Raw genomic sequence first — 25,591 nt, 5'->3', positions numbered from 1 at the left:
TGTCGTCTTGTTGAGAAAGTTATGTTTACAAGTAACCTGAAATTGAAATTCATAGAATTCTAGTAGACAATAGAGACATCAAGATAAGAGAAAGAAGGACATGCTGATGAACGTAAAAGAGTATATGACGTATGATGCGACTGGCTTAGCAGCACTTGTGCGGAATAAGCAGGTAACGCCCGAGGAGCTTATGCAGACTGCATTTGATAGATTGAATGAGGTCAATCCAGAACTAAACGCTGTGATACAGACGAGGCAAGATCAAGTTTTAAAAGACATCAAGGAGTTACATGATTATCAGCCATTTGCGGGCGTTCCGTTTGTGTTGAAAAATATATCGCAAGGGATCAAAAATGAACCACTGACAGCAGGCGCTTTGCTGTTAAAGGATGTAAAAGCCAACTCGGATTCGCACTTTGTTGATCGATTGAAGCAGGCTGGTTTTCTCATGATTGGGCATACAAATACACCGGAATTCGGTTTAAGAAATGTGACGGAACCTGCGTTACATGGGCCAACGAGAAATCCTTGGAATACGGACTATTCTCCAGGCGGCTCAAGCGGCGGATCAGCAGCAGCTGTTGCAAGCGGCATTGTACCTGCTGGCGGAGCAAGTGATGGCGGTGGTTCCATTCGGATTCCAGCCTCTTTTACCGGTTTGTTCGGCCTTAAGCCCACGCGGGGAAGAACGCCGGTAGGCCCAGGCGCAGGAAGGCAGTGGCAAGGGGCTTCCATCGACTTTACACTCACTAAAACAGTGCGGGACAGTGCAGCCCTTCTTGATCTTCTTCAAGTCATTCAGCCCGAAGCTGCTTTCCAAACTCCGCTATACGATGGCAGCTACCAAGAGGATCTGGCGAAACGTACATCTTCTATGCGAATTGCTTACAGTGTAGAATCTCCAGTTGGCACGAAGGTCAGTGAGGAAGCGAAGCAGGCTGTTCAGCAAACAGTGAAATGGCTGAGTGAGCAAGGTCATCAAGTAGAAGAAGCCAAGCCGGAAATTGATGGGGTTCATCTCATGCAGCAATATTACGTGATGAACAGCGGAGAAATGTCTGCGTTATTCACTTCCTTGGCTCGTTCGTTAGGGCGTCCAGTAAAGCCGGAGGAAACGGACATCGTGGCATGGGTGCTGGCGGAGGCTGGCAAGAATGTGACCGCTGCTGCTTATACAGAAAGTCTTGATGCGTGGGATCGGGCTGCTGCACAAATGGCGTCATTTCATCAAACCTACGATCTCTATGTGACACCAGCTACTGCCTATTCAGCTCCAAAGGTTGGTGAGCTTATGCATTCAGATCAGGAAACAGCCGCACTTTTACGTGTGTCATCTCTTACAATGCAAGCACAGCAGGATCTTATTTATGATATGTTCCTCAAGAGCTTGACGTACACCCCATTTACACAGCTTGCCAACTTAACAGGTCAGCCATCAATGAGTGTTCCTGTTCATCTCACTAGCGCGGGCATGCCTTTAGGGGTACAGGTGACAGCACCTAAAGGGAAAGAGGACTGGCTGCTCAGGCTTGCAGCAGAAATGGAGACATCCTCGATTTGGAAAGGAACTAGTCAATTAAATCGATAACGCATGATAAGCGACTTTGGTCTATGGAGGGAAAAGAGTGTCACACGTGAGTACGAAGGATAAAATCATTCAAACGGCAGCACTTCTTTTACGTAAACAGGGATACCATGCGACAGGATTGAATCAAATCATCAGAGAGAGTGGCACACCTAAAGGCTCTCTTTATTATTACTTTCCAAATGGAAAAGAAGAGCTGGCCATTGCATCTGTTGAATACATTAGTCAAAAGGTCATCAATCAAATTGAAGAAGGCTTTGCTTATTCGGATGATCCGTATATTGCCATCGATCGTTTTATGACAAACATCATTCGAGGATTTATGGAGAAAGAAAGTGAAAGAGGGATACCAATTGTCTTGCTGGCAGCAGAGTCAAAGCCGGAAAACACGCGGCTCCATGCTGCATGCAAACAAGAAATGATCCGCTGGCAGGAGCTTGTAAAAGAAAAACTAATGAACAGCGGGTATGAAGAAAACAAAGCGGATGAGCTGGCTTCTCTCCTGCACTCAATGGTGATCGGGGGTCTATCGATGACCACTGCACTCAAACAAACGACCCCTTTAGAACACGTAAAAAGTTACCTTAGACACTTATTTATGCGAGAAGAGTAAAATCTCTCGCATATTGTCTATCTATTATATCAATTGGTCTATATAATATAGATAGTCAATTCGTCATGAGGAGTGATGGGATGTCGGAGCAACCGCAATCGATCAAGCAATCCGAAGGTACCTCTTTTTATACCATGTCTGGTTCAGGAAAACTGTATGGGCTGGAGAATCAGCTTGTTCATATACTGGCAGAAGCAAATCAAACGAATCAACTGTTTGAGCTTGCCTTAATCACAGGTGGGAAAGGAGCCTATTTCCCGCTGCACTGTCATGAGCACTTTTTTGAAACCATTTTTGTGCTGGAAGGAAAGCTTGAAGTGATGCTGGATGGTAAAAAATACATGGTCACAGCCTTTGATTATATTCATATCCCGCCCAAAACGATTCATGGCTACAGAATGCATAGTCATAAAACAAGATTTATTTCATATACGCTGGGCGGAAAAATGACAGATGTCTATCAGCAAATTGGGAAGAGGCTTTTTCAGAATGAATGGTCTATGACTCATCATGCTTTCGATGTAGCCAGTTTTCAGCAGGCTGAAAAAGAAAGCGATATCATCCTGATGCATGGAATCAGAGAACTGTCTAATACAACGAGGCCCTCCGTTTTATTTCATAGTCAGCTTCCTCATGAGGTACAGCCTTATGTATTAGAGGCTGGTGAAGGGAAGCAATACATCATTGATGGTCAGATTCATGAGCTGATTGCAACAGTAGAAACAACAGGAGGTGGATTCAGTCATTTTGTGGTTGAAGGAGCGAAGGAGAAATATTTCCCGCCGCATTATCATCAAGTTCATACAGAAGCAATCTACTGTGTTGAAGGGAAGATGAACCTTCATTTGAATGGAGAGGATATTTGCTTGATGCCGGGTGACTTTGCCTATATCCCGCCGGATACGATTCACTCTTATGAATTTGTGTCTCATTCAAATAAAATGTTGGTTTTGCTGCTTCCAGGAGAAATTGAGCAGGTGTATGAGCAGTTTGAAGAATCTCCAAGCCAAAGTATATGTCCCTATTTTATTCAAGAAGGGAATTTCATGTTCAATCGGGAGACTTCAACTCAATATGATTTGTTTTTTGTCGAAAAGGAATAAGTGTGTAACGCGTTACACAACATCAGGAGTCTGTCGAAACAATCGACAGGCTTTTTTGTTTTTTGCCTCCACATAAATTTCTCATTTGATGAATGAACCATTCATTCAAGGTGAAGCTATGTAAAGATGACTTGAGCTAAAGGAGGAAATGCATGTGAGAGCTGTTACTTATCAGGGGAAAAATAGCATTGCAGTGAAGAGAGTAGATGCACCGTCGATTCAAGATCGGGAAGATGTCATCATACGGATTACATCAACAGCAATTTGTGGATCAGATTTACATTTGTATCAGGGGAATTTCCCGCTTCCAATCGGCTATGTGATTGGGCATGAACCAATGGGGATTGTGGAGGAAGTTGGCCCGGATGTCACAGCCGTAAAAAAGGGAGACCGTGTCGTCATTCCATTTACAGTTGCATGTGGTAAATGCCAATATTGCGATCATCACTTAGAAAGCCAATGTGACAACTCAAACCCGCACTACGACTCGGGTGGACTTTTTGGCTATAGTGAGAAATATGGGAATTACCCCGGAGGACAGGCAGAATATTTACGCGTACCTTTTGGAAATTACACCCCGTTTAAGATTCCAGAGGATTGTGAGCTGGAGGATGAACAATTGCTGTTCTTATCAGATGTCCTGCCAACCGCCTATTGGAGCGTAGAGCACGCAGGTGTGAAAAAAGGCGATACGGTCATCGTGCTAGGCTGCGGACCTGTTGGTTTAATGGCACAGCAATTTGCTTGGCAAAAAGGAGCGGAGCGTGTGATTGCCGTCGATTATATCGATTACCGCCTGCGGCATGCAAAACGGATGAGCGGCGTGGAGGTTTTTGACTTTACAGAAGATCCCGACATGGGAGAAACGTTAAAGGAGCTCACCAAGGGCGGGGCCGATGTTGTGATTGATTGTGTCGGAATGGACGGGAAGAAGTCGCCGCTTGAAAAAATTGAACAAAAGCTCAAGCTCCAAGGCGGAACGATCGGACCCATTCAAATTGCCACAAAAGCCGTTCGCAAGTGCGGAACAGTGCAGATGACGGGTGTGTACGGCGGCCTGTACAATATGTTCCCATTAGGTGCTTTTTTCGCAAGAAATGTCACCTTGAAAATGGGCCAAGCCCCTGCTCGAGGATACATGTCAAAGCTCTATCAAAAAGTGACAAGCGGTGAAATCGATCCAAGAGCCATTATCACACACAAATTGCCATTAGATGAAGCTGCTCATGCGTACCACATCTTCAATGACAAACAGGATGATTGTATAAAGGTCGTCTTAAAGCCATAAAAAGAAGGCTTAGGACGTATAGACAAACCTTCGCATTCGGTGCCAGGTCTGCGTACCGGTGCTCATGAATGTTCAATTCGCTCCGCTCCATTACTCATCCTTCCTAGGGCTGCAAAGGTTTTCGATCACTCTGAAAAGAAGACAAAGGGCTTTTAGCCCTTTGTCAAAAATCTAAAGGCTTAGGAGTATTCCTAAGCCTTTAATGTGTGCTCGTCCATCATTTTTTCGATTAATTCAAAAAATGTTTTTTTATCTTCCTCTGAAAGGTGGTTGAACAATTGATTCACAAGCAGCTGGCGATTGTCGATCATTTGTTTAGCAATTTGTTCACCCAATTCAGAGAGTTCAATCCATACAGTACGGCGGTCATTATTATTTCGAGAGCGGATAATCAGCCCTTCGTCTTCTAAGTGATTGAGAGCGGTGGTTGTTGCAGAGGGAGATAATGAAACTTCCTGAAGAATATTTTTCACAGTACATGATTGATGGCGGTAGATGATACGTAAAATAAATCCTTTAACATTCGTGACGTTTTTCGGAATATTTTCTTCATCTAATTGTTTCGTCGCCTTTAAATACTTTGTCAGTGCATGGTCTAACAAACTTGCCTCTAGCTCGAAATGTTGCATTCTCCATACCTCTTTTCCTATTGCATTCGCATTTTCCGATCAATTACTAGGTCTATCTTATCATAATAATCATCATGATTTAAACCAAAATGGAAGACGGCTATAAAATTACCTATATTATCAATTAATAAAAAGAACAATTCCAAAATGAAATGATTTTACTTTCAGCTGTTTTTATTTTAGAATGTGAATGAGATAAAATCTGCCAACCCAATTCGCTGGAAATTGGCTATTGGAAATCAAACGTTTGGAGATGAAGATATTGAATACTTTACAGGCATTACTAAACGACAGAATGGAACGCTCTTCACAAATTGAGGCGGTAACTGGCGGAGGTGTGTCTTATACATTTGAAGAATATGCAAAACGCATCGACCAGCTCGCTCATTACTTACATCAAAAAGGAATTCGAAAAGGCGATCGCGTTTGCTTTATTTGTCAAAACCATCATCACTTTTCAACGATTATGCTGGCAGCCATTAAAGCAGGTGCAGTCGCAGTTCCGCTTAGCTGGCAGCTTACTTCTTTTGAGCTGGAAGGGATTTTGAAAAAAGCAGAGCCAAAGGCTTTATTCTTTGACCGAGAATTCCGTGAAATTATTGCTGCGGTGGATGTGTCTTTAGACAACTGTCTCATGGTAGAATCTGGTGTGAATGCAAAAACAACGCAGCTGTTTGAAGATATATTGGCTTCAAATGATGGCAGTGATCTTGCAGAAGAGGTATCAGAGGAGGATCTAGCGATGATCTTATTTACCTCTGGGACAACGGGTAATCCAAAAGGCTGTATGGTTGGACATGGACGAATCTATCAATTTTTAACAAGACGTGGGAATCGAGGATTTGACTTGAAAGGAAAGCGGTACTTAGCGAGTCACCCTCTGTATCATATGAGTTCAATTAATCACCTGATCGCCGCTGCGATTGAAGGGTATACGCTTGTTTTCTTACATGAGGCAACACCGAAGCGCATTTTAGAAACAATTGAAAAAGAAAGAATTACGTTCATGATGGCTTTCCCTTCAGCTTATACGTACATGTTGGAAGAAATGAAGCGTGGTTCGTATGATCTTTCATCCTTTGAAATTGCGATTTCTGGCGGTACGAAGGTGCCGGTTCGTTTGATTAAGGACTACAAAGAAGCAGGCATTCAGATGATGCATGGCTACGGAAGCACGGAAGCATGGGTTGTCAGTGCGTGGCATCCTGCGATGGGCGAGGATAAAATGGGCTCTGCTGGTAAAGTGGATCCAGATGTAGAAGTGAAAATCGTTCATCCTGAGACAGAGGAAACATTGCCAGCTGGAGAAATTGGCGAAGTCGTCATGAGAAGTCCGTTTTATTTCTTAGGCTATTATCATCAGCCTGACGCAACTGCGAAGGTACTCAAAGATGGCTGGTTCCATATGGGAGATGCAGGCTATCTAGACGAAGACGGTTTTCTATTTATCACAGGCAGATACAAAGATGTGATTTTATACGGCGGAGATAATATCTACCCTGATCAAGTAGAAGAGGTCATTGAACAAATTCCGGGTGTGATTGAATCAGCTGTCATCGGGGTGCCGGACGAATTATATGGAGAAGTACCAAGTGCATATATCATAAAAGACGAATCCGTAGATTTCTGCGAAGAAGATGTGGTGAACTATTGTCAGGAACGTTTGGCAGATTACAAAGTGCCATCCATTCATTTCATCAGTGAACTTCCAAAAAACAAGCTTGGTAAAATCATGAAGAAAGATTTACGTGAATTGGTTGTGAATGCTTAGTACCTATTCTGCTATAATGAAATTTGAATGATTTTTTGTTTTTCTAACGTTTTGGAGGGAAAGGGTTTGCGACATATTCTTCGTAAGAAACACATTCACGATTTGTTGGAACAGAGCAGACAGCAAAAGGTAAAGAAAACGCTGGGCGGGCTTGATCTCACGCTTCTTGGTATAGGGGCGGTGATTGGTACAGGTGTTATGGTATTAACTGGAATTACAGCGGCTAAGGATGCTGGACCGGCTGTCATTTTCTCTTTTGCAATTGCAGCCATTGTGTGCAGTTTGGCAGCACTTTGCTATGCAGAAATGGCGTCAGCGCTCCCTGTATTCGGCAGTGCATACATTTATTCATATACAACCATGGGCGAGCTTGTAGGCCATTTGATGGGCTGGACCTTATTATCTGTTTATATGCTGACAGCTTCAGCTGTCGCCAGCGGCTGGTCGAGTTATTTCAACAGCCTGCTTGAGGGATTTGGAATTTCGATTCCGCATCAATTCTTAGCGGGGCCAGAGCAAGGCGGATATATGAATCTGCCGGCGATTATCATTGCTTTACTGATTGCGTGGATCTTATCTAGAGGAACGAAGGAAAGTAAAAAATTTAATAATATCATGGTGTTTGTGAAACTCGGTATTATTGTTCTTTTCATTGTAGTAGGCGGCTTTTATGTACAGCCAGCCAATTGGCAGCCATTTATGCCGTTTGGCGCAGAAGGCGTTATTGCCGGTGCTGCTGCTGTATTTTTTGCCTTTTTAGGATTTGATGCGATTTCTGCTTCAGCAGAAGAGGTGAAAAATCCGCAGCGGAACCTGCCAATTGGGATCATAGGTTCATTACTTATTTGTACGGTCATTTACATTGTCGTTTGTTTGGTCATGACAGGCATGGTGCATTATACAAAGCTGAATGTTACAGAGGCTATGTCCTATGTCCTGCAAAGTGTACATCAAAATAGCGTGGCTGGTATTATTTCTGTTGGTGCGGTCATTGGATTGATGGCTGTGATTTTCGCCAATAATTATGCGGCAACTCGAATTGCCTATGCGATGGGCCGAGACGGACTTTTGCCTAAAGTGTTTTCAAAAACAAACAAAAGCGATACGCCTGTTGCTAGCATATGGATGATTGGCGGAATGACAGCTGTTATTTCAGGCTTTATTGATTTGAAGGATCTGTCCAACTTAGCGAATATCGGTGCGTTATTAACGTTTGCCATGGTCAGTTTATCTGTGCTTATTTTGAGAAAGACACATCAGCAGCTTGAGAGGGGCTTCAGGGTTCCTTTTGTGCCGGTTTTGCCGATTATATCAATGGGCTGCTGCTTGTTCCTTATGCTCAACTTACCAGGCCGGACATGGCTTTACTTTGGGGTTTGGCTGTTAATCGGTGTCGTCATGTACGCAGCGTATTCAAACAAACACAGTGAATTAGCGAAATCTTCATGAGAAAAAGGTGCAAATCCGTTGACGATTTGTGCCTTTTTTCATACGATTTGGGATAAGCTATAAAAGAGATAATGGACGGAACAAGAGGAGGATGAGGGATATGATTAGTGTTAGTCCTTATATTGTTGTAGAAGATGTGAAAGAATCTCTTCAATATTATCAAGGGATTTTTGGTGGGGATATTCAAATCTTAAATGAACATCAAGACCGTGTCCTGCATGCTGAATTGCATCTTGGGGAATCGCTGCTTCATTTTTCAGATACGTTTGGACGCACGCCAAAGCCAGAGAATCTCAGATTGATCATGCAGTTTGACAATGAAGAAGAACTAAAGGCTGTCTATGAAGCACTGGAAGCTGATGGAGATGTACTGGTTGAATTACAGGATACCTTCTTTGGCGCACTTCACGGACAAGTACAGGACCGGAAAAACGGGTTAATCTGGGTTCTGAATTATATGAAATAGACTAAGACCTTCACGAGTGTGAAGGTTTTTTGTGAGTGTTTTTATTTTCTGAAAAATGGAAAATATGCTATGTTGGAAGAATAAAAGGACAAGGAGAAGGGTGGCAAAGGAATGGAACAAATTGAGTTTCAATCAATCCAAACAAATGGTGTAACACTTCATACAGCAATGGCTGGACCGGAAAATGGCCCGCTGCTTGTGCTGCTCCACGGGTTTCCTGAGTTTTGGTACGGCTGGAAAAATCAAATCATCCCCTTGGCTGAGGCGGGCTATCGTGTTGTCGTTCCTGATCAAAGAGGCTACCATCTAAGTGACAAGCCAGAAGGAGTCGAATCCTACGTATTAGATCAATTGAGAGATGATATTGTAGGACTGATTAAGACGCTGAGCCCGAACCAAAAGGCGATTGTCGGCGGACATGACTGGGGCGGAGCTGTTGCTTGGCATTTGGCTTCAACCCGTTCTCAATATGTCGAGAAATTAATCATTGTGAATATGCCGCATCCGCGGGTGATGATGAAGGTTCTTCCTTTTTATCCGCCGCAGTGGAAGAAAAGCTCTTATATCGCTTTTTTTCAGCTTCCGAATGCTCCAGAGGCAGCCCTTCAAGAAAATCACTTTCAAAAGCTGGATGAAGCCATCGGGCTGACGGCAAGACCACATTTGTTCACGAAAGAAGATGTCTCAAGCTACAAGCTCGCTTGGACACAGCCAGGCGCCTTGACCTCAATGCTGAATTGGTACCGAGCCATTAAAAAAGGCGGCTTTGAAAAGCCAATTTCCAAACGAATTCTCGTTCCTGTTCGCATGATCTGGGGGATGGAGGACAAATTTTTAAGCAGAAAGCTGGCGAAGGAAACGATTAAGATCTGTCCAAATGGCCAGCTGATCTTTGTCGATGATGCCTCTCATTGGATCAATCATGAAAAGCCAGAAGTGGTGAACAAACTCATACTCGAATTTTTGATCTAAAGAAAAAAGCTCTGGTCAGAGGGACCAGAGCTTGTGATTTACCCGATATGATTCTTTTTCAACGAAGCAGGTTCATCATCCCAGCATTCAATGTTCTCATTGTTTGGAACGGCATTTTTATAAAAGACTGGATCTTTCCCCTCTTTTTTCTGCCGTGTATAATCCTTTAATGCTGCAAAGGCGACTTTAGACAGCATGGTAATGGCAATGAGGTTGACGATGACCATTAAGCCCATAAACAGATCGGCAAGATTCCAAACAAAAGGAACGCTTGCTACAGCACCGAATAAAACCATTGCAATTACCGCAATACGGTATCCAATCAACCATGCTTTGCTTGATTTGAGGAATTCAATGTTCGTTTCACCATAGTAATAATTCCCGATTAGCGTACTAAATGCAAATAAGAAAACCATAATGGCAAGAACACCAGAAGCCCAAGGACCGATGTGTTCACTCAAAGATGCTTGAGTGAGCTCAATACCTGTTAATTTTGTCGTTTTATATGCACTTGAGAAAAGGACGATAAAGGCAGTACTTGTACAAATAATCAGTGTATCAATTAAGACACCAAATGCTTGGATCAGTCCTTGCTTTACAGGGTGGCTCGTCACGGCAGCTGCAGCAGCGTTTGGTGCGCTACCCATCCCAGCTTCGTTTGAGAATAGACCCCGTTTGATCCCTTCCATAATGACGGCACCCATGGTACCACCTGCAAACTGCTCAATACCGAATGCATGTGAAATAATAGTCTGGACAACACCAGGCAGTTCAGTAATGTTTGTAATCATAACAAAAAGAGCAATACCAATATAAGCGACAGCTAAGAAGACCACAATGTATTCTGCCATCTTGGCAATCGTTTTGACCCCGCCGAAAATGATGATACTAAATCCAATAGCCATAATGACGCCTACGATCAAACGATTTGTGCCAAATGAATTTTCAAAAGCAATGGTAATAGTGTTCGACTGTACAGCATTAAAGACAATACCGAAAGAAATGGTGATTAATACAGCAAACAAAATCCCCATCCAGCGTTTCTTTAAGCCTTTTTCAATATAGTAAGCGGGACCACCGCGAAAGCCTGATGCATCTTTTACTTTATACACTTGGGCAAGCGTACTTTCAACAAAGCTTGACGCGGAACCGATAATGGCTAGGAGCCACATCCAAAAAATAGCGCCGGGACCACCCATGGCAATTGCGATCGCAATCCCAGTAATGTTCCCAGTTCCAACCCGAGCCGCCATACTAATAGCAAAGGCTTGGAATGGTGATACGCCAGATTTTTGTTTGTTTGTTCCTTCCTTCAGAACGATCACCATTTCCTTAAGCATACGCACTTGAAGGAAACGAGACCTGAATGTGAAATAAAGGCCGACAAGAATTAATAGTGCAACAATAATATATGACCATAGAAAACCATTTGTTGTTGTTAATAAACCATTCATAACATCACCTCTTCTAATTCATCCTATTTCTTTAAAAAATACTGAGATCCCACTCTTTAGCGAGCTTTTTCAGCATCATGACACCGGTAATACTATTTCCGCAATCGTCAATGGCAGGACCGTAAATGCCAATACCACAGCCTGTCTGAAACGGGAACTCTCTTCTTGCGCTTGGCGGAACGCAAGCCATAATTCCTCCAGACACACCACTTTTGGCTGGAACGCCTACGAAAGCAGCAAAATTCCCAGACGCATTATACATGCCGCATGTCAGCATCAATGCCTTTGTTAGTCTGGCGATATCCTTTGGGATGACTTGGACTTGTTTAAAGGGATGGTAGCCATCACTTGATATAATCAGTCCAATCAAGGCGATGTCCTCTGTTGTGACCTCGATGGAACATTGCTTTAAATACACTTCTAAGGTGTCCTCGACATCCGATTCTAAATAATTGGTTTCTTTTAAATAATAAGCAAGTGCCCGGTTGCGATGCGCAGTTGCCCATTCTGATTGATAAACCTCTTCATTAACAGAAGGACGCTTACCTATTAAGTTTTCGATTAAATCGAAAATATATGCTAGCTTTTCTGTAGAAGTCTTTCCGGGAAGGATGGAGGATACGGTAATAGCTCCAGCATTAATCATTGGATTAAAGGGCTTCCCTGGTTTATGCATCTCAAGACGGTAGATGGAATTAAATGCATCACCAGTTGGCTCTACATCTACCCGATCCAAGACGTAAGGTACGCCTCTTCCTAAACAGGCAGCTATAAAGCTGATGACTTTTGAGATACTTTGCAGGGTAAAGGGGACGTCCCAATCACCATATCGTACAGATGATCCATCTGGGCCTATCACGCTGATACCAAGTTGAGAGGAATTCACTTTTCCAAGTGCTGGAATGTAGCCAGCATTCTGCCCGTTTGTGTAATACGGACGTATTTCTTCTGCCCATTGATCAACAGAAGACTGGCATGCGTGTTTTGTATTTTTAGAAATTGCTGTTTTCATACGATTCCTCCAATCAAAAATCAAAAAGTACCCTATTGAATTGGCGGATGACAAAAAATGCGATCAAATAGGCACGAAAACATGTTACACATCTTCAAAGAACTTGTCATGCGCTGCTTGCACCACTCCTTTACACCTAAATATATGTACAAATGAAGGCATTGTCGGCGGAAAAACAAAAAGGGTTTTTAGTGAAAATTCAGAAAACGCTTACATATAGTTTCACTAAAATTGTTCATTCAATTTATCTTGGAAACTACACAATCTGACGTAAATCTACAGAAAAACTTACAAATAAAAATCAGTTTGTCGATTATTGTCGTCAATGATCAAAACCCTGAATAGCTGAAAGGTCACCTTACTGCCCCGGAGAATAGTCATAAAAAAGGATTTTGGAGATAAAAGGAGCAGTGAAATTTATTTTTTGTACATTGTGGAGAAAAGAGTCTCCTTGTATACTGTGGCTATGCAAACAGGGGAAGGGATGTCAGTCATTTGAGTTTAAATCAGCTTGTCAAAAGGGACGCTTTCATTTTAATTTTTATGATGGTTATTGTGCCGCTTGCAGGAGAGCTGAAGTTTTATCCTGTGAATGAGACGTTTCGCATCAGCTTTGGCGCACCTGCGTTTTTCTTTTGTTTATTACTCTTAAGAAAATCTAGACCGCTATTGCCTGGATTTTTAACAGGTGCAGCTATTGTGCTTTTTCGGGTAGGGTTAGATTTAATTCAGCAGAATGCTGATCTGGCTTCATCATTTTATCAGCAATTCCCAAGCTTCTTTTTCTATTTCACGTATGCTTTCCTGTTTTTTGCCGTCCGTACGGGTCGCTTTAAACAGCGCTCTATTTTCATTGGGATTATCGGTCTGATGATCGAATTAGTTGCTGATTTTGTCGAGCTGTTTGTACAATTTTTAGTGTTTGATACAACGATGACTTTATCAAAGCTGAGCGATATGTTCCTCATTGCATTTGCTCACAGCTTTGTGGTGATCAGTTTTTTTAATATGATGAAGCTGTATGAGGCACAATCAAGAGAGAAGCAGATCATGAAACAAAACGAGCATATGATGATGGTCATTTCGAATTTATATGAAGAAACGGTGCACTTAAAGAAAACGTTAAAACATACAGAGCATATTACGCAGGAATCATACCGGCTTTATCGTCTGCTGCATGAACACGAAGCAGGGAAAAAAGTGAGTCAGGAGCTGTTAAAGCTCGCAGGAGAAATTCATGAAGTGAAAAAGGACAATCAGCGTATTTATGCTGGGCTTTCAAAGCTGATTTCGAAGGAAAATATGCAAGATTACATGAAGGCGGAAGAGCTCGTTCAAATTGTAATCCGTATTCAAGAGAAGTATGCTTTATCTCTTGGGAAAAACATCACCTTTACATCTGATATAAGGGGCATTCATCTGCATGATTATCATGTGTTTATTTTCTTATCGCTGATTAATAATTTAATGGCCAATGCAGTCGAAGCTATAAAGGATACCGGGATGATCTCACTCGAATTGAAAGGAAGTCATGATAAAATAGAGATTCGGATTGAAGATGATGGACCGGGGATTCCTAAAAAAATGAGAGAAATTGTGTTTGATCCAGGCTATACCTCCAAATTTGATGCATTTGGAACTCCATCTACTGGGATTGGCTTATCCTATGTGAGAGAGCTGGTTCAAGAGCTTGGCGGCCATATTCAAATCGAACCAAAAGAAACAAAAGGTACAGCATTTCTGCTTGTCCTTCCTATACAAAATTTAATACAGAGAGGGTGAGTGTATGCGATTCTTCATTGCAGATGATGATCGTGCAATACGCTCGATTTTAGGTCAAATTATAGAGGATGAGGATTTGGGAGAGGTCGTAGATGAAGCGGGTGACGGAGTTGGATTAGAGGCACATTCACTGAACCTCAAGAAAGTAGACATCCTTTTGATTGATCTTTTGATGCCTGCTAGAGACGGCATTCAAACCATTCGCCATATTCACCCTGAATTCAAAGGCAAGGTCATTATGATTTCCCAAGTAGAGGCAAAAGAGATGATGGCAGAAGCCTATGAACTAGGGATTGAATATTATATCCATAAGCCTGTCAATCGCATTGAAATCGTCAGTGTGATTCGAAAAGTCATGGAGCGTATCAAGCTGGAAAAATCGATTTACGATATACAAGCCTCTCTTCGCCACGTGCTGCCATTAGAGCCTGTGATTTCTCAAGGTGCTGGCGCTGGAGCGAAGAGAAGAACGATGAAAGAGGCTGGGGAATTCCTCTTATCTGAGCTGGGAATTGTCGGCGAGAACGGCTCTAAGGATTTACTGGAGATACTCATCTACTTACATGAAACTCAGTCAGCCAATTCTCATGAGGTCAATTTCCCGCCGCTAAAGCAGCTGTTTATCAAAACAGCAGAAAGAAAGCTGGATCATGGTGCAACCGATGTTGAAGTGATGCGGGAAGTGAAAGCGGCGGAGCAGCGGATTAGACGAGCTATTCATCATTCCTTGAATCATTTTGCCTCACTAGGATTAACAGATTTCTCAAATCCTAAGTTTGAGCACTACGCGTCGAAGTTTTTCGATTTTACCGATGTCAGCCAAAGAATGAAAGAAATGCAGAAGACATCTTCTCCCGCAGGATCGACGGGCAGAGTCAATACAAAGAAATTCGTTCAAATCTTTTATTTTGAAGCAAAGCAGCTATTCGAAGAAATGAGCTGAGGAAAATCTGTTGGTATGATTGGAGAAAATAAACAGAGAACGGTCTGCCTTTCCTATGATCTGTCTTGATCTTCAGGTGGTTTTATAATTTAACTGATCATTCTGATTTTTCTTTTTTCTTGAAAATAAAACCCTCCTGTGCAATCGTTTGTTAAAATAGTGAGGTTAGACTAGAATGTCGGAGGTTTTATTTTGGGAAAAATTAAACGAAATGCGCTCTGCCCATGCGGAAGCGGAAAAAAATATAAACATTGCTGTGGTCAAAAATCAGGTGGAGAACAAACGTCTGAGCTTGTGTTTAAGGAAGCTGTACAAGTTCAAAAGGATTTAATGAATTATGCTTTTTCTAAACATCAGAGAGCGATCAATCAATTCATTAATGAGTTTTCTTTCCTTGCAGATATGGATAAAGAAACGCAACAAATCTCAGTTTTCCATTTGAGTGTATGGGGCATCTTCTTCCGTCCATTAACTGATCAGAAAGAAACCATTTTCCAAGAATTCCTGACAAAGAAAGCAGAAGATATTACCCGTCCGAAAACAAGACAAGTGGTTCAATCTTGGACAGATATGGAGCCATCTTTGCTTTTATTAAATGAAAAAACGGACGAGTCTCTTTACTTCGAAAATATGGTAACAGCTGAGAAGGTTGAAGTAGATGTAAAACCGGATCAAACGGTACTGCCTGAAAAGGGAAGTCTCGTGCTTGGTTTTCCTGTTCAATTTGAAGAAAAAGCAGAGTTTTTCATTCAGTATACGATGTTTGCGAAAGAGTTCACAGATACTCTTCTTCTTCAGGTCCGCCAGCTTGTTGACGCATATGAAGCAAATGGAGAAGCGCGCAGCACATTTATGAGAGAATCATTCCCTGATGTGCTGAAGTGTATGTTTGCGAAGCAAGAAGTAGAAGAATCAGAAACACCTGCTCAAACAGAAGGCGATGCAGGCCTATCAGCAGATCGTATGGACTGGGCAAGTGACGTCCAGCTGGAAACAGCTAAGCTGATTGAAGACGGAATGAAGGAGCACGGTGACCAAAGCCTGACAGATGGTGCTTTAACGGTTTGGAAAGCCTACTGTGATCAGAAATCACCTGTGATCCGTAAAGCAGCGTCATTTGCAGCGGGAATCGAATACTATATTCATTCACTTGCAAGCGATGCTCCGCTTTCTCAAGCACAAGTAGCGAAGAAGTATGGCATTAGTGCGTCGACTGTATCGAGCCGTTTTAAAGATATCGAAAAAGCGGTGAAAGAAGAGCAAGAGGCGACAGTATAATCTAAAAAAGACGCGGCACCTTCAGAGGCCAGCGTCTTTTTTAGATTATCTCGTTTTAATAAAACCACTCATGTACTGCTCTGTATTATAATCGTTGAGGTCGATTTTCCATTGACCATCTCCATTACGTTTCATTTTCACTTCATATTCAGCTGGGCTGGAGACGGGAGGGAGCTTTTCGAATTCAGATGCGTACATGTTTAAGCTTTTTTTATACAATTCTTCTTTAGAACGGATTTTCCCGTTGTAAAACTCGTCTCTTTTCTTGTCTAGCTTGTCTTTTAAGTTAGAAGCATCAATGCCTGTTACTTGAGCGACAACCTTTGCTTCGTCATCAGAGATGGTTTTCACACTTGTTTCTACTTTGGCTTTATCCTTCATAGTGTTTTGAATGCGTTTGTACATCGACAGAATATCACGGTCACTCACTTCATTACCGTATATTCCTGCACTTCTTTTGAAGTCTTTAACAAACATTTCATGGTATTTATTGACGACATCCGATTGATTGTCACCCGTTAAATCTGCGAATTGATCGTTCTTTTTGTCAAAAACAATAATATCAGTATAAGCGGATAACGCTTTTGCTGGGTTATCCAGCTTTTTTGCTGTATCGAGTATTTTGTTTCCATCTAGATCGATTTGGATGGAATCACTGTTTTTCTTGATGCTGTCCTGATACACGAACTGATATTTTTTCCCTTTGTCTACTAGGAAATAAAGAGCTCCTGAAAGTGACTTGCCTTTGTTCAATGAACCAAGGTCAAGACGGTCTTTACTGCCGTAGAATTTTAAATCAGATACTTTGGCATCGTCCTGATAAAGGGAGAAGTCAGAGTTATATAATGAAAGGGCTTTGTCACCTTTGTTTGTGATCGTCAGGTTGACTTTTAGGACCAATTCATTGTCTCTCAGGGTAGTTGTTGAGTCTTCTGGTAACGTATATTCGTAGCTATTGACTTTTACCTCTGCTGTTTTCGTTGACTTTTGGTCAGCGTCTGTTGATTTGGCTGAGCTCTGGCAGGCTGCAGAGATGATCATCACGAATGAAATCATGAGGAAGGCACTTATTTTTTTAAGATTCACAGTTGATGCTCCTTTGCTTTTCTTTCGTCATTTCATTCCCGCTATCTGACTATGAAAAAAGAAACAGATAGAATGGTATAATCGGGTGTTAAAGGGGAAAATATCCTAATGACGATTTGCACTATTCATTCTATCGAAATTCATTCATGATGAGGAATAGGTTTTAGTCCCTATTTTTAATAATTTTTAACACAATTACCTATAAAATAAGGAATTAAATAAGCATAATATACTGGTTAATAAGTATTGATTTATAGATTTATTTTAGGTTTTAAATGTTTTTTGTATAAAAATCTTGAAATGAAGGTAGTTTTCATTTGACGAGGCGGTGTCGGATGGCGAAGACGACAGCCTGTGTGCGGTCTTGTGCATTGAGCTTTTGTAATATACGGTGCACATGCGTTTTTACTGTACTTTTGCTGATAAATAATTGATCAGCGATGTCTTCATTCTTTAAACCATAGGCCATTTGCTGTAAAACATCGCGTTCACGTTCTGTAAATGATTCGTGAAGCAGATGAGTGTGATGTGTATCATTTGCCTGCTGAAGAGCTCGTGCCATCATGTGCTCAGAGGCTGCTGTTCGAAAGACAGATTCACCAGCAAAGGCGGTGCGGATGGCCTCAATTAATTCCTCAGGCATTGTATCCTTCAGCAAATAACCGACTGCCCCTGCACGAATCCCGTCAAAGACGTATTCTTCCGTATCAAAGGTCGTGAGAATCACAACTTTTACATCTTGATGCTTTTTTAAAATGTGCTCTGTTGCCGTGATGCCATCCATTCCAGGCATTTGTACATCCATGAGCAGTACGTCTGGTTTGTTGATCAAGCAAAGCTCAACCGCCTCCTGACCGTCTGACGCCTCCCATATGACGTCAATATCCTCTTGAGCGCTTGCAATATAACGAAATCCTTGGCGGATCAGCGGCTGATCATCAATAATGCCAATCTTTATAGGGGGTGTCATGTCTCAGAGTCCTCCTTGATAGGAATTTGAAGATGGATACAAAAGCCGTGCGGCTCGCGTATGGACGTCTTGAGGGAACCGCCTGCAGCGTCACACCGTGCTTTCATGCCTGACAGCCCAAATCCAAATGAAATATCTTTTTCGCTGGTCAAATATCCATCGTCTTCAATGTTCATCATCAGCTCATGCTGGTGGTTATATAGTGTAATGGTCATCGCGGTCGCCTTGGCATGGCGAATTGTATTGGTAATGGCTTCTTGTAAAATGCGGTAAAGCAGTTCAGATACGGAGAGCGGCCATTTTTTATACGTAAGCTGCTCTGTATGAAAGTGAATATCTATCTCTCCCGATATCTCTCCTTGCTTGATAAGACTACGAAGCCCTGCAAGTCCGAGACCTGCATCATCTGACGCCATATGATGAACCACAGAACGAACTTCGGTGAGACAATTTTTAGAAATATTGATCAGCTCCTGAAACGTCTGCGCCATCTGCTCTGGTTCTTCCTGTTTTAAACGGTAGGGCAAAGACTGCAGCTGGACAATCATCGAGGTTAATTGGTGACCGATGCTGTCATGCAGGTCACGTGCAATTCTGCTTCGCTCCTCCAGTACTGCAAATTGGAGTGACTGAACGGTCGCTTCTTCAAGTTCCATATGTGCCTTTTTCAATTGTTCATGGGCTTCTGATAATTCCTTGTGAACCAATTGCAGTTCCCCGAAGTGTTCTTCCTTTAATTCCTGTTCACGCCGCCGCATTCTAGAAATCAAAACAAGTGTATACACAAGCAGCTGGAATAGTGGGAGAGTGATCACCATGTTCCAAGAAAAATCGTTTACATAATAGCTGATCCCACTAGTGAAAAAGATGATAGCAAATAGATAGGGGTGATGCGCCTCTGAAAAACGAAAAGCGATAAAGCCAATCATAAAAAAGGTCAGGCCGATACTGTCTTGAATCTGACCTGTCACCAACCACAAGAGATGTGTCAGAATCCACATCAAGAGGAGCATAGAAAATTGCTTTTTAGGTGACAGCTTGCTTTTTGGAAAAAGACAAAGGAGAAACACCAAATAGACGAAGGTGCGAAACACCAATCCGCCTATTGAAAGGGGCTCATACATTTGAATATACATATAGGTCAATACAAGGCCTAATACGAATTTTCGCCTTATTTGACCTAAAAGCTTGAGTGGCTGCTGAAGGTTCATATCAAAAACTCCTGTCTGTCAGTTAAATAGCAGCAGATGCCTTGATGTTCATATATCTTTTTAAAAGAATAAAACGTAATCCGATCATACTGCCAATTGGAAGGAATGTCAGGCCATTTGCGAAAATGATCAGGGAATGACCGCCATCCTGTACAACTGAACCTACTGTCATCCGGATAAGAATGATTCCGATGAAAAAAAGTGTTCCATAGAGTGAGCTGGCGGCGGTGATACGTCCCGACTGTTGATCATATGTTACTTTGTATAGTTTACCTCTCCAAAGCCCGATTGCAAAACCTGCGAATGCAAAGCCGGTCATCACAAGCAGGCTCATCACCGTGATTTCAATATGCTGGGTAAAGGAATAAGAGAGAGTGCCTAATAAAATGAGCGGCCCTATGAGAAGCCTGATGGGGCGGATTTCTTTTTCCTTGCCTGTTCTTAAAAGCAGAATAATCATAATGATGACAAATTGAATGGTCATGACAAGATCTCCTTTTCGTTTTAGTCTATCTTCATCATACGCATCTTCTATTTTCGCGGCGTCCACCCGTAGGTTGATTTTCAGAAAGCGGGATACTTGAATGTTGGAATTGATTCATGGGAAAATAAGGATGATTACGTAGATAAGGGAGATGAGCTTTTGAAAAAGGTAACGCTTGGACGAACTGATTTGCAGGTAAATCCAATAGGGCTTGGTACGAATGCAGTAGGTGGACATAATTTATTCCCGAATCTTAGTGAGGATGCTGGACGGGAGCTTGTGGAGACGGCTCTTGATCAAGGTGTCAATTTCCTAGATTCTGCTTTTATTTATGGGCTGGGCCGTTCAGAGGAATTAATCGGTGAGATCATTGCCAAAAGAGGCGGCAGAGAAAAGCTTGTCCTTGCGACAAAAGGAGCTCATAAGGAAGTAAACGGGCAAATTGAACTTGATAACAGCCGTGATTTCTTAAGAGAGCAGGTCGAAAATAGCCTGAAACGACTGCAAACAGATTATATTGACTTGTACTATATGCATTTCCCGGATGGGCGCACGCCACTCGAGGAAGTAGCAGGCACATTAAAGGAATTGAAGGACGAAGGGAAAATCAAGGCGATCGGTGCATCCAACCTTGATTTTGAACAGCTTCAAGCTTTTAACCGAGATGGCTACTTAGACGTGCTTCAGTCGGAGTATTCTCTGCTGAAACGTCAGGCGGAGCAGGATCTTCTTCCATACTGCGTCGAGCATGGTATCTCCTTTATTCCTTATTTCCCATTGGCATCAGGCTTGTTGACTGGCAAATTTACAAAGGATGCCACATTTGATGATATTCGAGCAAAAGACCCACTTTTCCAAGGTGATGCATTCCTTTCAAATCTCGAAAAAGTAGACAAGCTGCAGGCGATTGCCCAATCAAAGAATGCAGAAACGGCACACGTCGCACTCGCTTGGCTCTTAGCTCAGGATGGTATTGATGCTATTATTCCAGGGGCAAAACGAGCAGACCAAGTGCTGCAAAATTTAAAAACAAACGATGTTCAACTAACTGAAGAGGAAATTAATCAAATCGACAAGATTTTTTCTTAACACGAAAAAAAGGTGCAGCTATGCACCTTTTTTTTATGACATTGTAAGAGGGATTTTGATGACGAGCCGTAAATTTGGAGAACGGTAAGTGAAATCCAGTGTACCGTCTGCCTTTTCAACAAGCTGATGAATGATATACGTCCCCATGCCTTGATGATTGCCGCCTTTTGTCGAGCGGCCAAAAGTTTTGAATAAATGATCTAACACATGTTTTTCCATACCTTTTGTGCTGTTTTCACAATGGATTAAAAATAGCCCGCTCCGAATAGAGGTTGTGACCGAAATGCTGCCCTCTTTTCCAGCTTTCTTTGCTTCAATCGCTGCATCTAGGGCATTATCAAGCAGGTTGCCAGTAAAACTAACCTGATCCGCCTTTGAAAAGGGAAGCGATGAAAAGGGAGCTTGAAGGTCTAGTGAAAGTACAATGTTCTCTTTCTCAGCCCGCTCCAAAAAGGGATGAAGGGTAGAGGCTAAATAAGCATTTTCTCCTTTCATCCATGGGAAATGTTTGACGTATTGCTGAATTAAATCTTTGATTTCATGTTCGTCGTTCGACGCGGAAAAGGCATTTAAATGTCTGGCTGTTTCATGATGTTTACTGCGCAGCTCAAGAAGTAATTCGTTGGTTCTTGATTCTGCGTTTATGAGCTCTTGAAGCCGTCCATTTAACTGTTTCTCTGTCTGCATCACCTTCAATGAGAGGATATCGACTGTCACCATCATGATGATTGCTAAAAGACAGCTCAGCCCATCCTCTTGCGTTAGAAACAGCAAAAAGCCTGCACAGGTGATGAGTATAAAAGCACCTAATATCACATAACCACTCGTATGAGGTAAAAATCTTTTGTACATGAAGAATGTATAAACACATATTACGCAAAAGGTAAGAATCCACAACACAATTGATGATAGCGGTAGAAAGGCTTCAGCAACTGCATGAAACGCAAGACCTAGCCATATGAGGGCATAAATGCGAAATCCAAGATAGAAAGCGTTCACGTTCGTTCTCCTTAAAAATAGTATTTCTTAAAGAATTCTAATTGCTGCTTGGTCATCATGGCTTTTTTATCTGTCCCTTCAAAAGACACGATAAACGAATTTTTAGCATACGCCGAGAAATTCTTAATGTAATGAATATTGATGATAAACGATCGATGGGAGCGGATAAAATCCTTTTCAGCCAAATCACCCTTTAACTCGTTTAAAGTTTGATATGTCTGGATTTCTCCTGTCGTTGTCACGATAGTTGTTGACCGGCCCGTTCGCTCAACAAAAATGACATCCTTTTTCTGCAGCACATGAATATCCGACTGCTGCTTAATGAGAAGCCGGCCATGAATGCTTTTCTCCTGCTTGGTGGACATATAGCGCTCTAAGCATTTGGCAATTCGATCAGCTTGGTAGGGCTTCATAATATAATCATGTACATTCAAATCAAACGCATGGACTGCATAACCACTGTTTCCTGTCACAAAGACCACATCGACATTCAGTGCGTGAGAGTGAATGAGGTCCGCTAATTCATAGCCGGACATTCCGGGCATTTCAATGTCAGCGAACAACAGATCAATGTCTCCTTGTTTGACCTTCTCATATGCATCCTCTGCTGACTGCGTGACAAAGACAATGTCCACAGCCTCCATTCTGCCCACAATGGCGTGCAGCTTTTCTAAATCTACTCGGTAATCATCGACGAGACCTACTTTTATCATAAAAATCACCTATGACTCTTCTTATTATTTGTCTATTTTACCATTTGTTTTTTTGAAATAGATCATTTCAAGACAGAAAAAGGACGTTTCGCGACATTTTTATATCAGGCAGGCATTATTTTTTCTATCATAGACTTAGAAAGTAAAGTTGAAAGGGGCGAACCAAATGATTACTCTCAGCGATTGCAGCTGCTGGTTTAAAGATAAGAAAAAAGTCGTGAAAGCGATGAAACACATGACGTTCTCCGTGAAGGAAGGGGAAGTCGTTGGCATCCTAGGAGAAAACGGTGCAGGAAAAACGACATTATTGCGCGCCGTGGCCACATTATTAGAGCCTACACACGGAACAGTCACTGTCGCAGGCTTTGATACAGTGAAAGAATCAACGGAAGTGAAAAAGCGAATTGGTGTCTTGTTTGGCGGTGAGACGGGGCTTTACGATCGTTTGACGGCACGAGAAAACCTTGAATACTTTGGCAAATTGTATGGCTTGGATCAGCACGAAATCAAAGCAAGAATTGAGGATTTGGCAAAGCGTTTTGGAATGAGACAATATATGGATCGCAAGGTGAAAGGATTTTCAAGAGGGATGAAACAAAAGGTGGCGATTGCCAGAACGTTAATTCATGATCCTGACATTATTTTATTTGATGAGCCGACAACAGGCTTGGATATTACATCAAGTAATATTTTCAGAGACTTTATTCATCAGCTCAAGCAGCAAAATAAAACCATCCTTTTTTCAAGCCACATCATGGAAGAAGTCAGCCAGCTTTGTGACAGTGTCATGATGATTCATCAAGGAGAGCTTGTATACAAAGGGACACTTTCAGAATTATATAATCAGGAACAAAGTGATGACTTGAACTATATCTTTATGTCGAAGCTCGCTAGGGGGATTTCATAATGTGGAAAACCGTCTTTTTGAAAGAAATGACAGATGCGCTGAGGGATCGAAAAACGTTGCTCTTAACCGTGCTAATTCCTCTTTTGACCATGCTTGGACTGGTGTTCTTTTATGAAAGCATGATTGCAGATCCAGGGGATGAAGCCTATACAGTCGCCATCAATGAACAGCTTCCAGCCGAAATGAACCAAATGATCAAAGAGGTCAAAAACCTCACACTTGAAACATTTGATGACCCGCAGCAAGCGGTCAAAGATGGAGAGGCAAATGCTTACCTAGAAATGCCGAAAGAGGCAGGCGATATGCTCAAGCATCAAAAGCCATTCGCCATTAAAATTCATGGATATACGACAGATGATGATTCGGTCATCACCGTTCAAATGCTGCAATCATTGCTGGAGCAATATCAAAACCAAGTGGTCGAAAAGCGTTTAGCAGCGGATCAAATCGATACGTCCGTTATTCATCCGTTTGAGGTGCAGTCCGTTGATGTAGAAGAAGGGGATGAAGGGGAAAACGGAGTGACCGCTATGCTGTTGTCGATTCTCCTTCCGATGATTTTGGTGACCTCCGTCATCTCAGGAGCCTTGCCGGCTGCGCTTGATATTGTAGCAGGTGAAAAAGACCGGAAATCCATTGAAGCGTTGTTCCTGACACCTGCCAGCAGACTCCAGATTCTCATCGGAAAATGGCTCGCTGTCTCTATGTTTGGTATTTTAAGTGGGATTGTGGCGATAGGCATGTTGCTTCTATCTACTTTGCTCTTTACAGAAAAGCTGAAGCAGGCTCTAAACTTTGGTGATCAAATGTGGAGCATTATCTGCGTCATGTTTGCGGCGCTTATCATCTTCTCCTTCATGGTATCCATGATTGAATTGCTGCTCAGCGTCATTTCGGGCTCAGTCAAAGAAGCACAGTCGTACATGTCCATGATCATTACACTAGGTGTGATCCCAATGTTCTTTACCATGAGAGCAGGTGCTACGCAGCTAGATACGTATTACTTTGCCATCCCATTCCTCAATATTCATGCGCTGTGTAAGCAATTGATGTTTGGTATCATCGATCCAATGTCCATCGCCCTGACACTCGGCTCCTCAGCCTTGGCAGTCGTCATCCTGTTTGTCATCGTCAGAAGCTTGTTTATGAAAGAGAAATGGATGCTTGCGAAATAAAGAAACGCCCTCTTTGATAGAGGGCGTTTTCAAGTGAATGCCGATCATCGTATTTTTCAGTTTAAGAAACCGAATTGATCCAAGTTCTCTAAATAAAATTGAAAATACTCGTCATGAATACCATCAGGATATTCTTCTAACCCATTTTCGATAAGTGCACCTTCAATTAAAGCATTTATATACCTATTAAGCTTTTCGCAACTATCTCTTACGGTAAATTCTGAAACATATAATCCATCTTTACTTTCTAAAATGATATCAATTCTTCTACCTTCTTGTTCATCAAGCAATAAGTGATTATACTCCCATTCTTTTACTCTTTTAGGGTTTAACGGATGAAGACGATTATGAAGTACTTGTTCACGATGATCCTTTTTTTCCTCATTCGAAAACAATTGAATCAATATACTCGGATCATCAATGACAAAACATTTATATATCTTAGTATATTCAAAGTGATCATCATTTACTAAATCTAAAATCTTTGTTTTTGAAAATTCTCTAGCTTTAAATTTAGACGTTATCATTTCAACGACTTGTTCTTTAGTAAAAATCAATTGATCTTTTTTATATAAATATTGTTTATATAGCTTTTCGTAATTATACATTATT

24 protein-coding genes are annotated in these 25,591 nt (G+C 41.9%); 14 read left to right on the top strand and 10 right to left on the bottom strand.

Features of this window, described 5'->3' with window-relative positions; translation table 11 throughout:
• Nucleotides 1-106: 106 nt before the first annotated feature.
• The 4 genes from V6Z54_RS05920 (at nt 107) to V6Z54_RS05905 (ending at nt 4,589) form a co-directional block, all read left to right on the top strand.
• Complete coding sequence (locus V6Z54_RS05920; RefSeq protein ID WP_269103867.1) at nt 107-1,588, top strand: amidase; 1,482 nt, start codon at nt 107-109, stop codon at nt 1,586-1,588.
• Nucleotides 1,589-1,625: 37 nt separating this feature from the next.
• The gene (locus V6Z54_RS05915; RefSeq protein ID WP_231120158.1) at nt 1,626-2,198 is read left to right on the top strand and encodes a TetR/AcrR family transcriptional regulator; all 573 of its coding nucleotides are present in this window, start codon (nt 1,626-1,628) and stop codon (nt 2,196-2,198) included.
• Nucleotides 2,199-2,278: 80 nt separating this feature from the next.
• Complete coding sequence (locus V6Z54_RS05910) at nt 2,279-3,301, top strand: quercetin 2,3-dioxygenase (protein ID WP_041088875.1); 1,023 nt, start codon at nt 2,279-2,281, stop codon at nt 3,299-3,301.
• Between the two features lie 154 nt (nt 3,302-3,455).
• A complete protein-coding gene (locus V6Z54_RS05905) occupies nt 3,456-4,589 on the top strand; it encodes a zinc-dependent alcohol dehydrogenase (protein WP_073978653.1) in 1,134 nt (377 codons plus the stop codon).
• A 191-nt stretch (nt 4,590-4,780) separates the two neighbouring features.
• Here the strand turns inward: V6Z54_RS05905 and V6Z54_RS05900 are convergent, their stop codons facing one another.
• On the bottom strand, nt 4,781-5,218 hold the full coding sequence (locus V6Z54_RS05900) for a MarR family transcriptional regulator (RefSeq protein WP_039176203.1): 438 nt from the start codon (nt 5,216-5,218) through the stop codon (nt 4,781-4,783).
• Nucleotides 5,219-5,480: 262 nt separating this feature from the next.
• On the opposite strand from V6Z54_RS05900, the gene V6Z54_RS05895 reads away from it, so the two are divergent.
• From V6Z54_RS05895 to V6Z54_RS05880, 4 genes are all read left to right on the top strand, one after another.
• Nucleotides 5,481-6,989, top strand: a complete 1,509-nt coding sequence (locus tag V6Z54_RS05895; RefSeq protein ID WP_338527811.1) for an AMP-binding protein — start codon at nt 5,481-5,483, stop codon at nt 6,987-6,989.
• Between the two features lie 66 nt (nt 6,990-7,055).
• Nucleotides 7,056-8,438: an amino acid permease gene (locus V6Z54_RS05890; protein ID WP_039176209.1), complete on the top strand. Its 1,383-nt coding sequence runs from the start codon at nt 7,056-7,058 to the stop codon at nt 8,436-8,438.
• A 100-nt stretch (nt 8,439-8,538) separates the two neighbouring features.
• The gene (locus V6Z54_RS05885; protein WP_025092526.1) at nt 8,539-8,904 is read left to right on the top strand and encodes a VOC family protein; all 366 of its coding nucleotides are present in this window, start codon (nt 8,539-8,541) and stop codon (nt 8,902-8,904) included.
• A 111-nt stretch (nt 8,905-9,015) separates the two neighbouring features.
• A complete protein-coding gene (locus V6Z54_RS05880) occupies nt 9,016-9,876 on the top strand; it encodes an alpha/beta hydrolase (protein WP_338527810.1) in 861 nt (286 codons plus the stop codon).
• 38 nt (nt 9,877-9,914) lie between these two features.
• Here the strand turns inward: V6Z54_RS05880 and V6Z54_RS05875 are convergent, their stop codons facing one another.
• The gene (locus tag V6Z54_RS05875; RefSeq protein ID WP_041088887.1) at nt 9,915-11,330 is read right to left on the bottom strand and encodes an alanine/glycine:cation symporter family protein; all 1,416 of its coding nucleotides are present in this window, start codon (nt 11,328-11,330) and stop codon (nt 9,915-9,917) included.
• 31 nt (nt 11,331-11,361) lie between these two features.
• The gene (locus V6Z54_RS05870; protein WP_073978652.1) at nt 11,362-12,342 is read right to left on the bottom strand and encodes a glutaminase; all 981 of its coding nucleotides are present in this window, start codon (nt 12,340-12,342) and stop codon (nt 11,362-11,364) included.
• A 495-nt stretch (nt 12,343-12,837) separates the two neighbouring features.
• Here V6Z54_RS05870 and V6Z54_RS05865 point away from each other — a divergent pair, with 495 nt between their 5' ends.
• The 3 genes from V6Z54_RS05865 to V6Z54_RS05855 all read left to right on the top strand — a co-directional run bounded on the left by V6Z54_RS05865 (nt 12,838) and on the right by V6Z54_RS05855 (nt 16,345).
• Complete coding sequence (locus tag V6Z54_RS05865) at nt 12,838-14,124, top strand: sensor histidine kinase (RefSeq protein ID WP_041088892.1); 1,287 nt, start codon at nt 12,838-12,840, stop codon at nt 14,122-14,124.
• Nucleotides 14,125-14,128: 4 nt separating this feature from the next.
• A complete protein-coding gene (locus V6Z54_RS05860) occupies nt 14,129-15,067 on the top strand; it encodes a response regulator (RefSeq protein WP_041088894.1) in 939 nt (312 codons plus the stop codon).
• 192 nt (nt 15,068-15,259) lie between these two features.
• Entirely contained in the window at nt 15,260-16,345 is a 1,086-nt protein-coding gene (locus V6Z54_RS05855) for an SEC-C metal-binding domain-containing protein (RefSeq protein ID WP_041088896.1), read from the top strand.
• A gap of 45 nt (nt 16,346-16,390) precedes the next feature.
• Here the strand turns inward: V6Z54_RS05855 and V6Z54_RS05850 are convergent, their stop codons facing one another.
• The 4 genes from V6Z54_RS05850 to V6Z54_RS05835 all read right to left on the bottom strand — a co-directional run bounded on the left by V6Z54_RS05850 (nt 16,391) and on the right by V6Z54_RS05835 (nt 20,096).
• On the bottom strand, nt 16,391-17,431 hold the full coding sequence (locus tag V6Z54_RS05850) for a DUF4352 domain-containing protein (protein ID WP_338527809.1): 1,041 nt from the start codon (nt 17,429-17,431) through the stop codon (nt 16,391-16,393).
• Nucleotides 17,432-17,744: 313 nt separating this feature from the next.
• Complete coding sequence (locus tag V6Z54_RS05845) at nt 17,745-18,401, bottom strand: response regulator transcription factor (protein WP_041088901.1); 657 nt, start codon at nt 18,399-18,401, stop codon at nt 17,745-17,747.
• Nucleotides 18,398-19,612, bottom strand: a complete 1,215-nt coding sequence (locus tag V6Z54_RS05840; RefSeq protein ID WP_041088903.1) for a sensor histidine kinase — start codon at nt 19,610-19,612, stop codon at nt 18,398-18,400. The genes V6Z54_RS05845 and V6Z54_RS05840 overlap by 4 nt, the downstream gene beginning before the upstream one ends.
• Nucleotides 19,613-19,634: 22 nt before the next feature.
• A complete protein-coding gene (locus tag V6Z54_RS05835) occupies nt 19,635-20,096 on the bottom strand; it encodes a DUF1453 domain-containing protein (protein ID WP_241768941.1) in 462 nt (153 codons plus the stop codon).
• 159 nt (nt 20,097-20,255) lie between these two features.
• On the opposite strand from V6Z54_RS05835, the gene V6Z54_RS05830 reads away from it, so the two are divergent.
• The gene (locus V6Z54_RS05830) at nt 20,256-21,185 is read left to right on the top strand and encodes an aldo/keto reductase (RefSeq protein WP_338527808.1); all 930 of its coding nucleotides are present in this window, start codon (nt 20,256-20,258) and stop codon (nt 21,183-21,185) included.
• A 33-nt stretch (nt 21,186-21,218) separates the two neighbouring features.
• On the opposite strand, the gene V6Z54_RS05825 is transcribed toward V6Z54_RS05830, so the two are convergent.
• A complete protein-coding gene (locus V6Z54_RS05825; RefSeq protein WP_338527807.1) occupies nt 21,219-22,184 on the bottom strand; it encodes a GHKL domain-containing protein in 966 nt (321 codons plus the stop codon).
• A gap of 11 nt (nt 22,185-22,195) precedes the next feature.
• Nucleotides 22,196-22,897: a LytTR family DNA-binding domain-containing protein gene (locus tag V6Z54_RS05820; RefSeq protein ID WP_039176235.1), complete on the bottom strand. Its 702-nt coding sequence runs from the start codon at nt 22,895-22,897 to the stop codon at nt 22,196-22,198.
• Between the two features lie 166 nt (nt 22,898-23,063).
• On the opposite strand from V6Z54_RS05820, the gene V6Z54_RS05815 reads away from it, so the two are divergent.
• Together V6Z54_RS05815 and V6Z54_RS05810 are read left to right on the top strand one after the other, a co-directional pair.
• Nucleotides 23,064-23,804: an ATP-binding cassette domain-containing protein gene (locus tag V6Z54_RS05815; protein ID WP_338527806.1), complete on the top strand. Its 741-nt coding sequence runs from the start codon at nt 23,064-23,066 to the stop codon at nt 23,802-23,804.
• On the top strand, nt 23,804-24,979 hold the full coding sequence (locus V6Z54_RS05810; protein WP_338527805.1) for an ABC transporter permease: 1,176 nt from the start codon (nt 23,804-23,806) through the stop codon (nt 24,977-24,979). Before V6Z54_RS05815 ends, V6Z54_RS05810 begins: the two co-directional genes overlap by 1 nt.
• 56 nt (nt 24,980-25,035) lie before the next feature.
• Here V6Z54_RS05810 and V6Z54_RS05805 read toward each other — a convergent pair whose 3' ends face one another.
• The gene (locus tag V6Z54_RS05805) at nt 25,036-25,587 is read right to left on the bottom strand and encodes a hypothetical protein (protein WP_025092776.1); all 552 of its coding nucleotides are present in this window, start codon (nt 25,585-25,587) and stop codon (nt 25,036-25,038) included.
• Between the last annotated feature and the right edge of the window lie 4 nt (nt 25,588-25,591).

It is taken from the genome of Bacillus sp. MAG717A (genome assembly GCF_036884855.1).
GTDB classification, from domain to species: domain Bacteria; phylum Bacillota; class Bacilli; order Bacillales; family Bacillaceae; genus Bacillus; species Bacillus safensis.
This window is presented reverse-complemented; position numbering and strand designations above follow the sequence as displayed.

Excerpts from the sequence above, each read along its gene's own strand:
- V6Z54_RS05920 (WP_269103867.1), top strand. The coding sequence starts at position 107 with ATGAACGTAAAAGAGTATATGACGTATGATGCGACTGGCTTAGCAGCA.
- V6Z54_RS05910 (WP_041088875.1), top strand. The coding sequence starts at position 2,279 with ATGTCGGAGCAACCGCAATCGATCAAGCAATCCGAAGGTACCTCTTTT.
- V6Z54_RS05900 (WP_039176203.1), bottom strand. The coding sequence starts at position 5,218 with ATGCAACATTTCGAGCTAGAGGCAAGTTTGTTAGACCATGCACTGACA.
- V6Z54_RS05885 (WP_025092526.1), top strand. The coding sequence starts at position 8,539 with ATGATTAGTGTTAGTCCTTATATTGTTGTAGAAGATGTGAAAGAATCT.
- V6Z54_RS05880 (WP_338527810.1), top strand. The coding sequence starts at position 9,016 with ATGGAACAAATTGAGTTTCAATCAATCCAAACAAATGGTGTAACACTT.
- V6Z54_RS05875 (WP_041088887.1), bottom strand. The coding sequence starts at position 11,330 with ATGAATGGTTTATTAACAACAACAAATGGTTTTCTATGGTCATATATT.
- V6Z54_RS05870 (WP_073978652.1), bottom strand. The coding sequence starts at position 12,342 with ATGAAAACAGCAATTTCTAAAAATACAAAACACGCATGCCAGTCTTCT.
- V6Z54_RS05860 (WP_041088894.1), top strand. The coding sequence starts at position 14,129 with ATGCGATTCTTCATTGCAGATGATGATCGTGCAATACGCTCGATTTTA.
- V6Z54_RS05845 (WP_041088901.1), bottom strand. The coding sequence starts at position 18,401 with ATGACACCCCCTATAAAGATTGGCATTATTGATGATCAGCCGCTGATC.
- V6Z54_RS05840 (WP_041088903.1), bottom strand. The coding sequence starts at position 19,612 with ATGAACCTTCAGCAGCCACTCAAGCTTTTAGGTCAAATAAGGCGAAAA.
- V6Z54_RS05835 (WP_241768941.1), bottom strand. The coding sequence starts at position 20,096 with ATGACCATTCAATTTGTCATCATTATGATTATTCTGCTTTTAAGAACA.
- V6Z54_RS05820 (WP_039176235.1), bottom strand. The coding sequence starts at position 22,897 with ATGATAAAAGTAGGTCTCGTCGATGATTACCGAGTAGATTTAGAAAAG.
- V6Z54_RS05815 (WP_338527806.1), top strand. The coding sequence starts at position 23,064 with ATGATTACTCTCAGCGATTGCAGCTGCTGGTTTAAAGATAAGAAAAAA.
- V6Z54_RS05810 (WP_338527805.1), top strand. The coding sequence starts at position 23,804 with ATGTGGAAAACCGTCTTTTTGAAAGAAATGACAGATGCGCTGAGGGAT.
- V6Z54_RS05805 (WP_025092776.1), bottom strand. The coding sequence starts at position 25,587 with ATGTATAATTACGAAAAGCTATATAAACAATATTTATATAAAAAAGAT.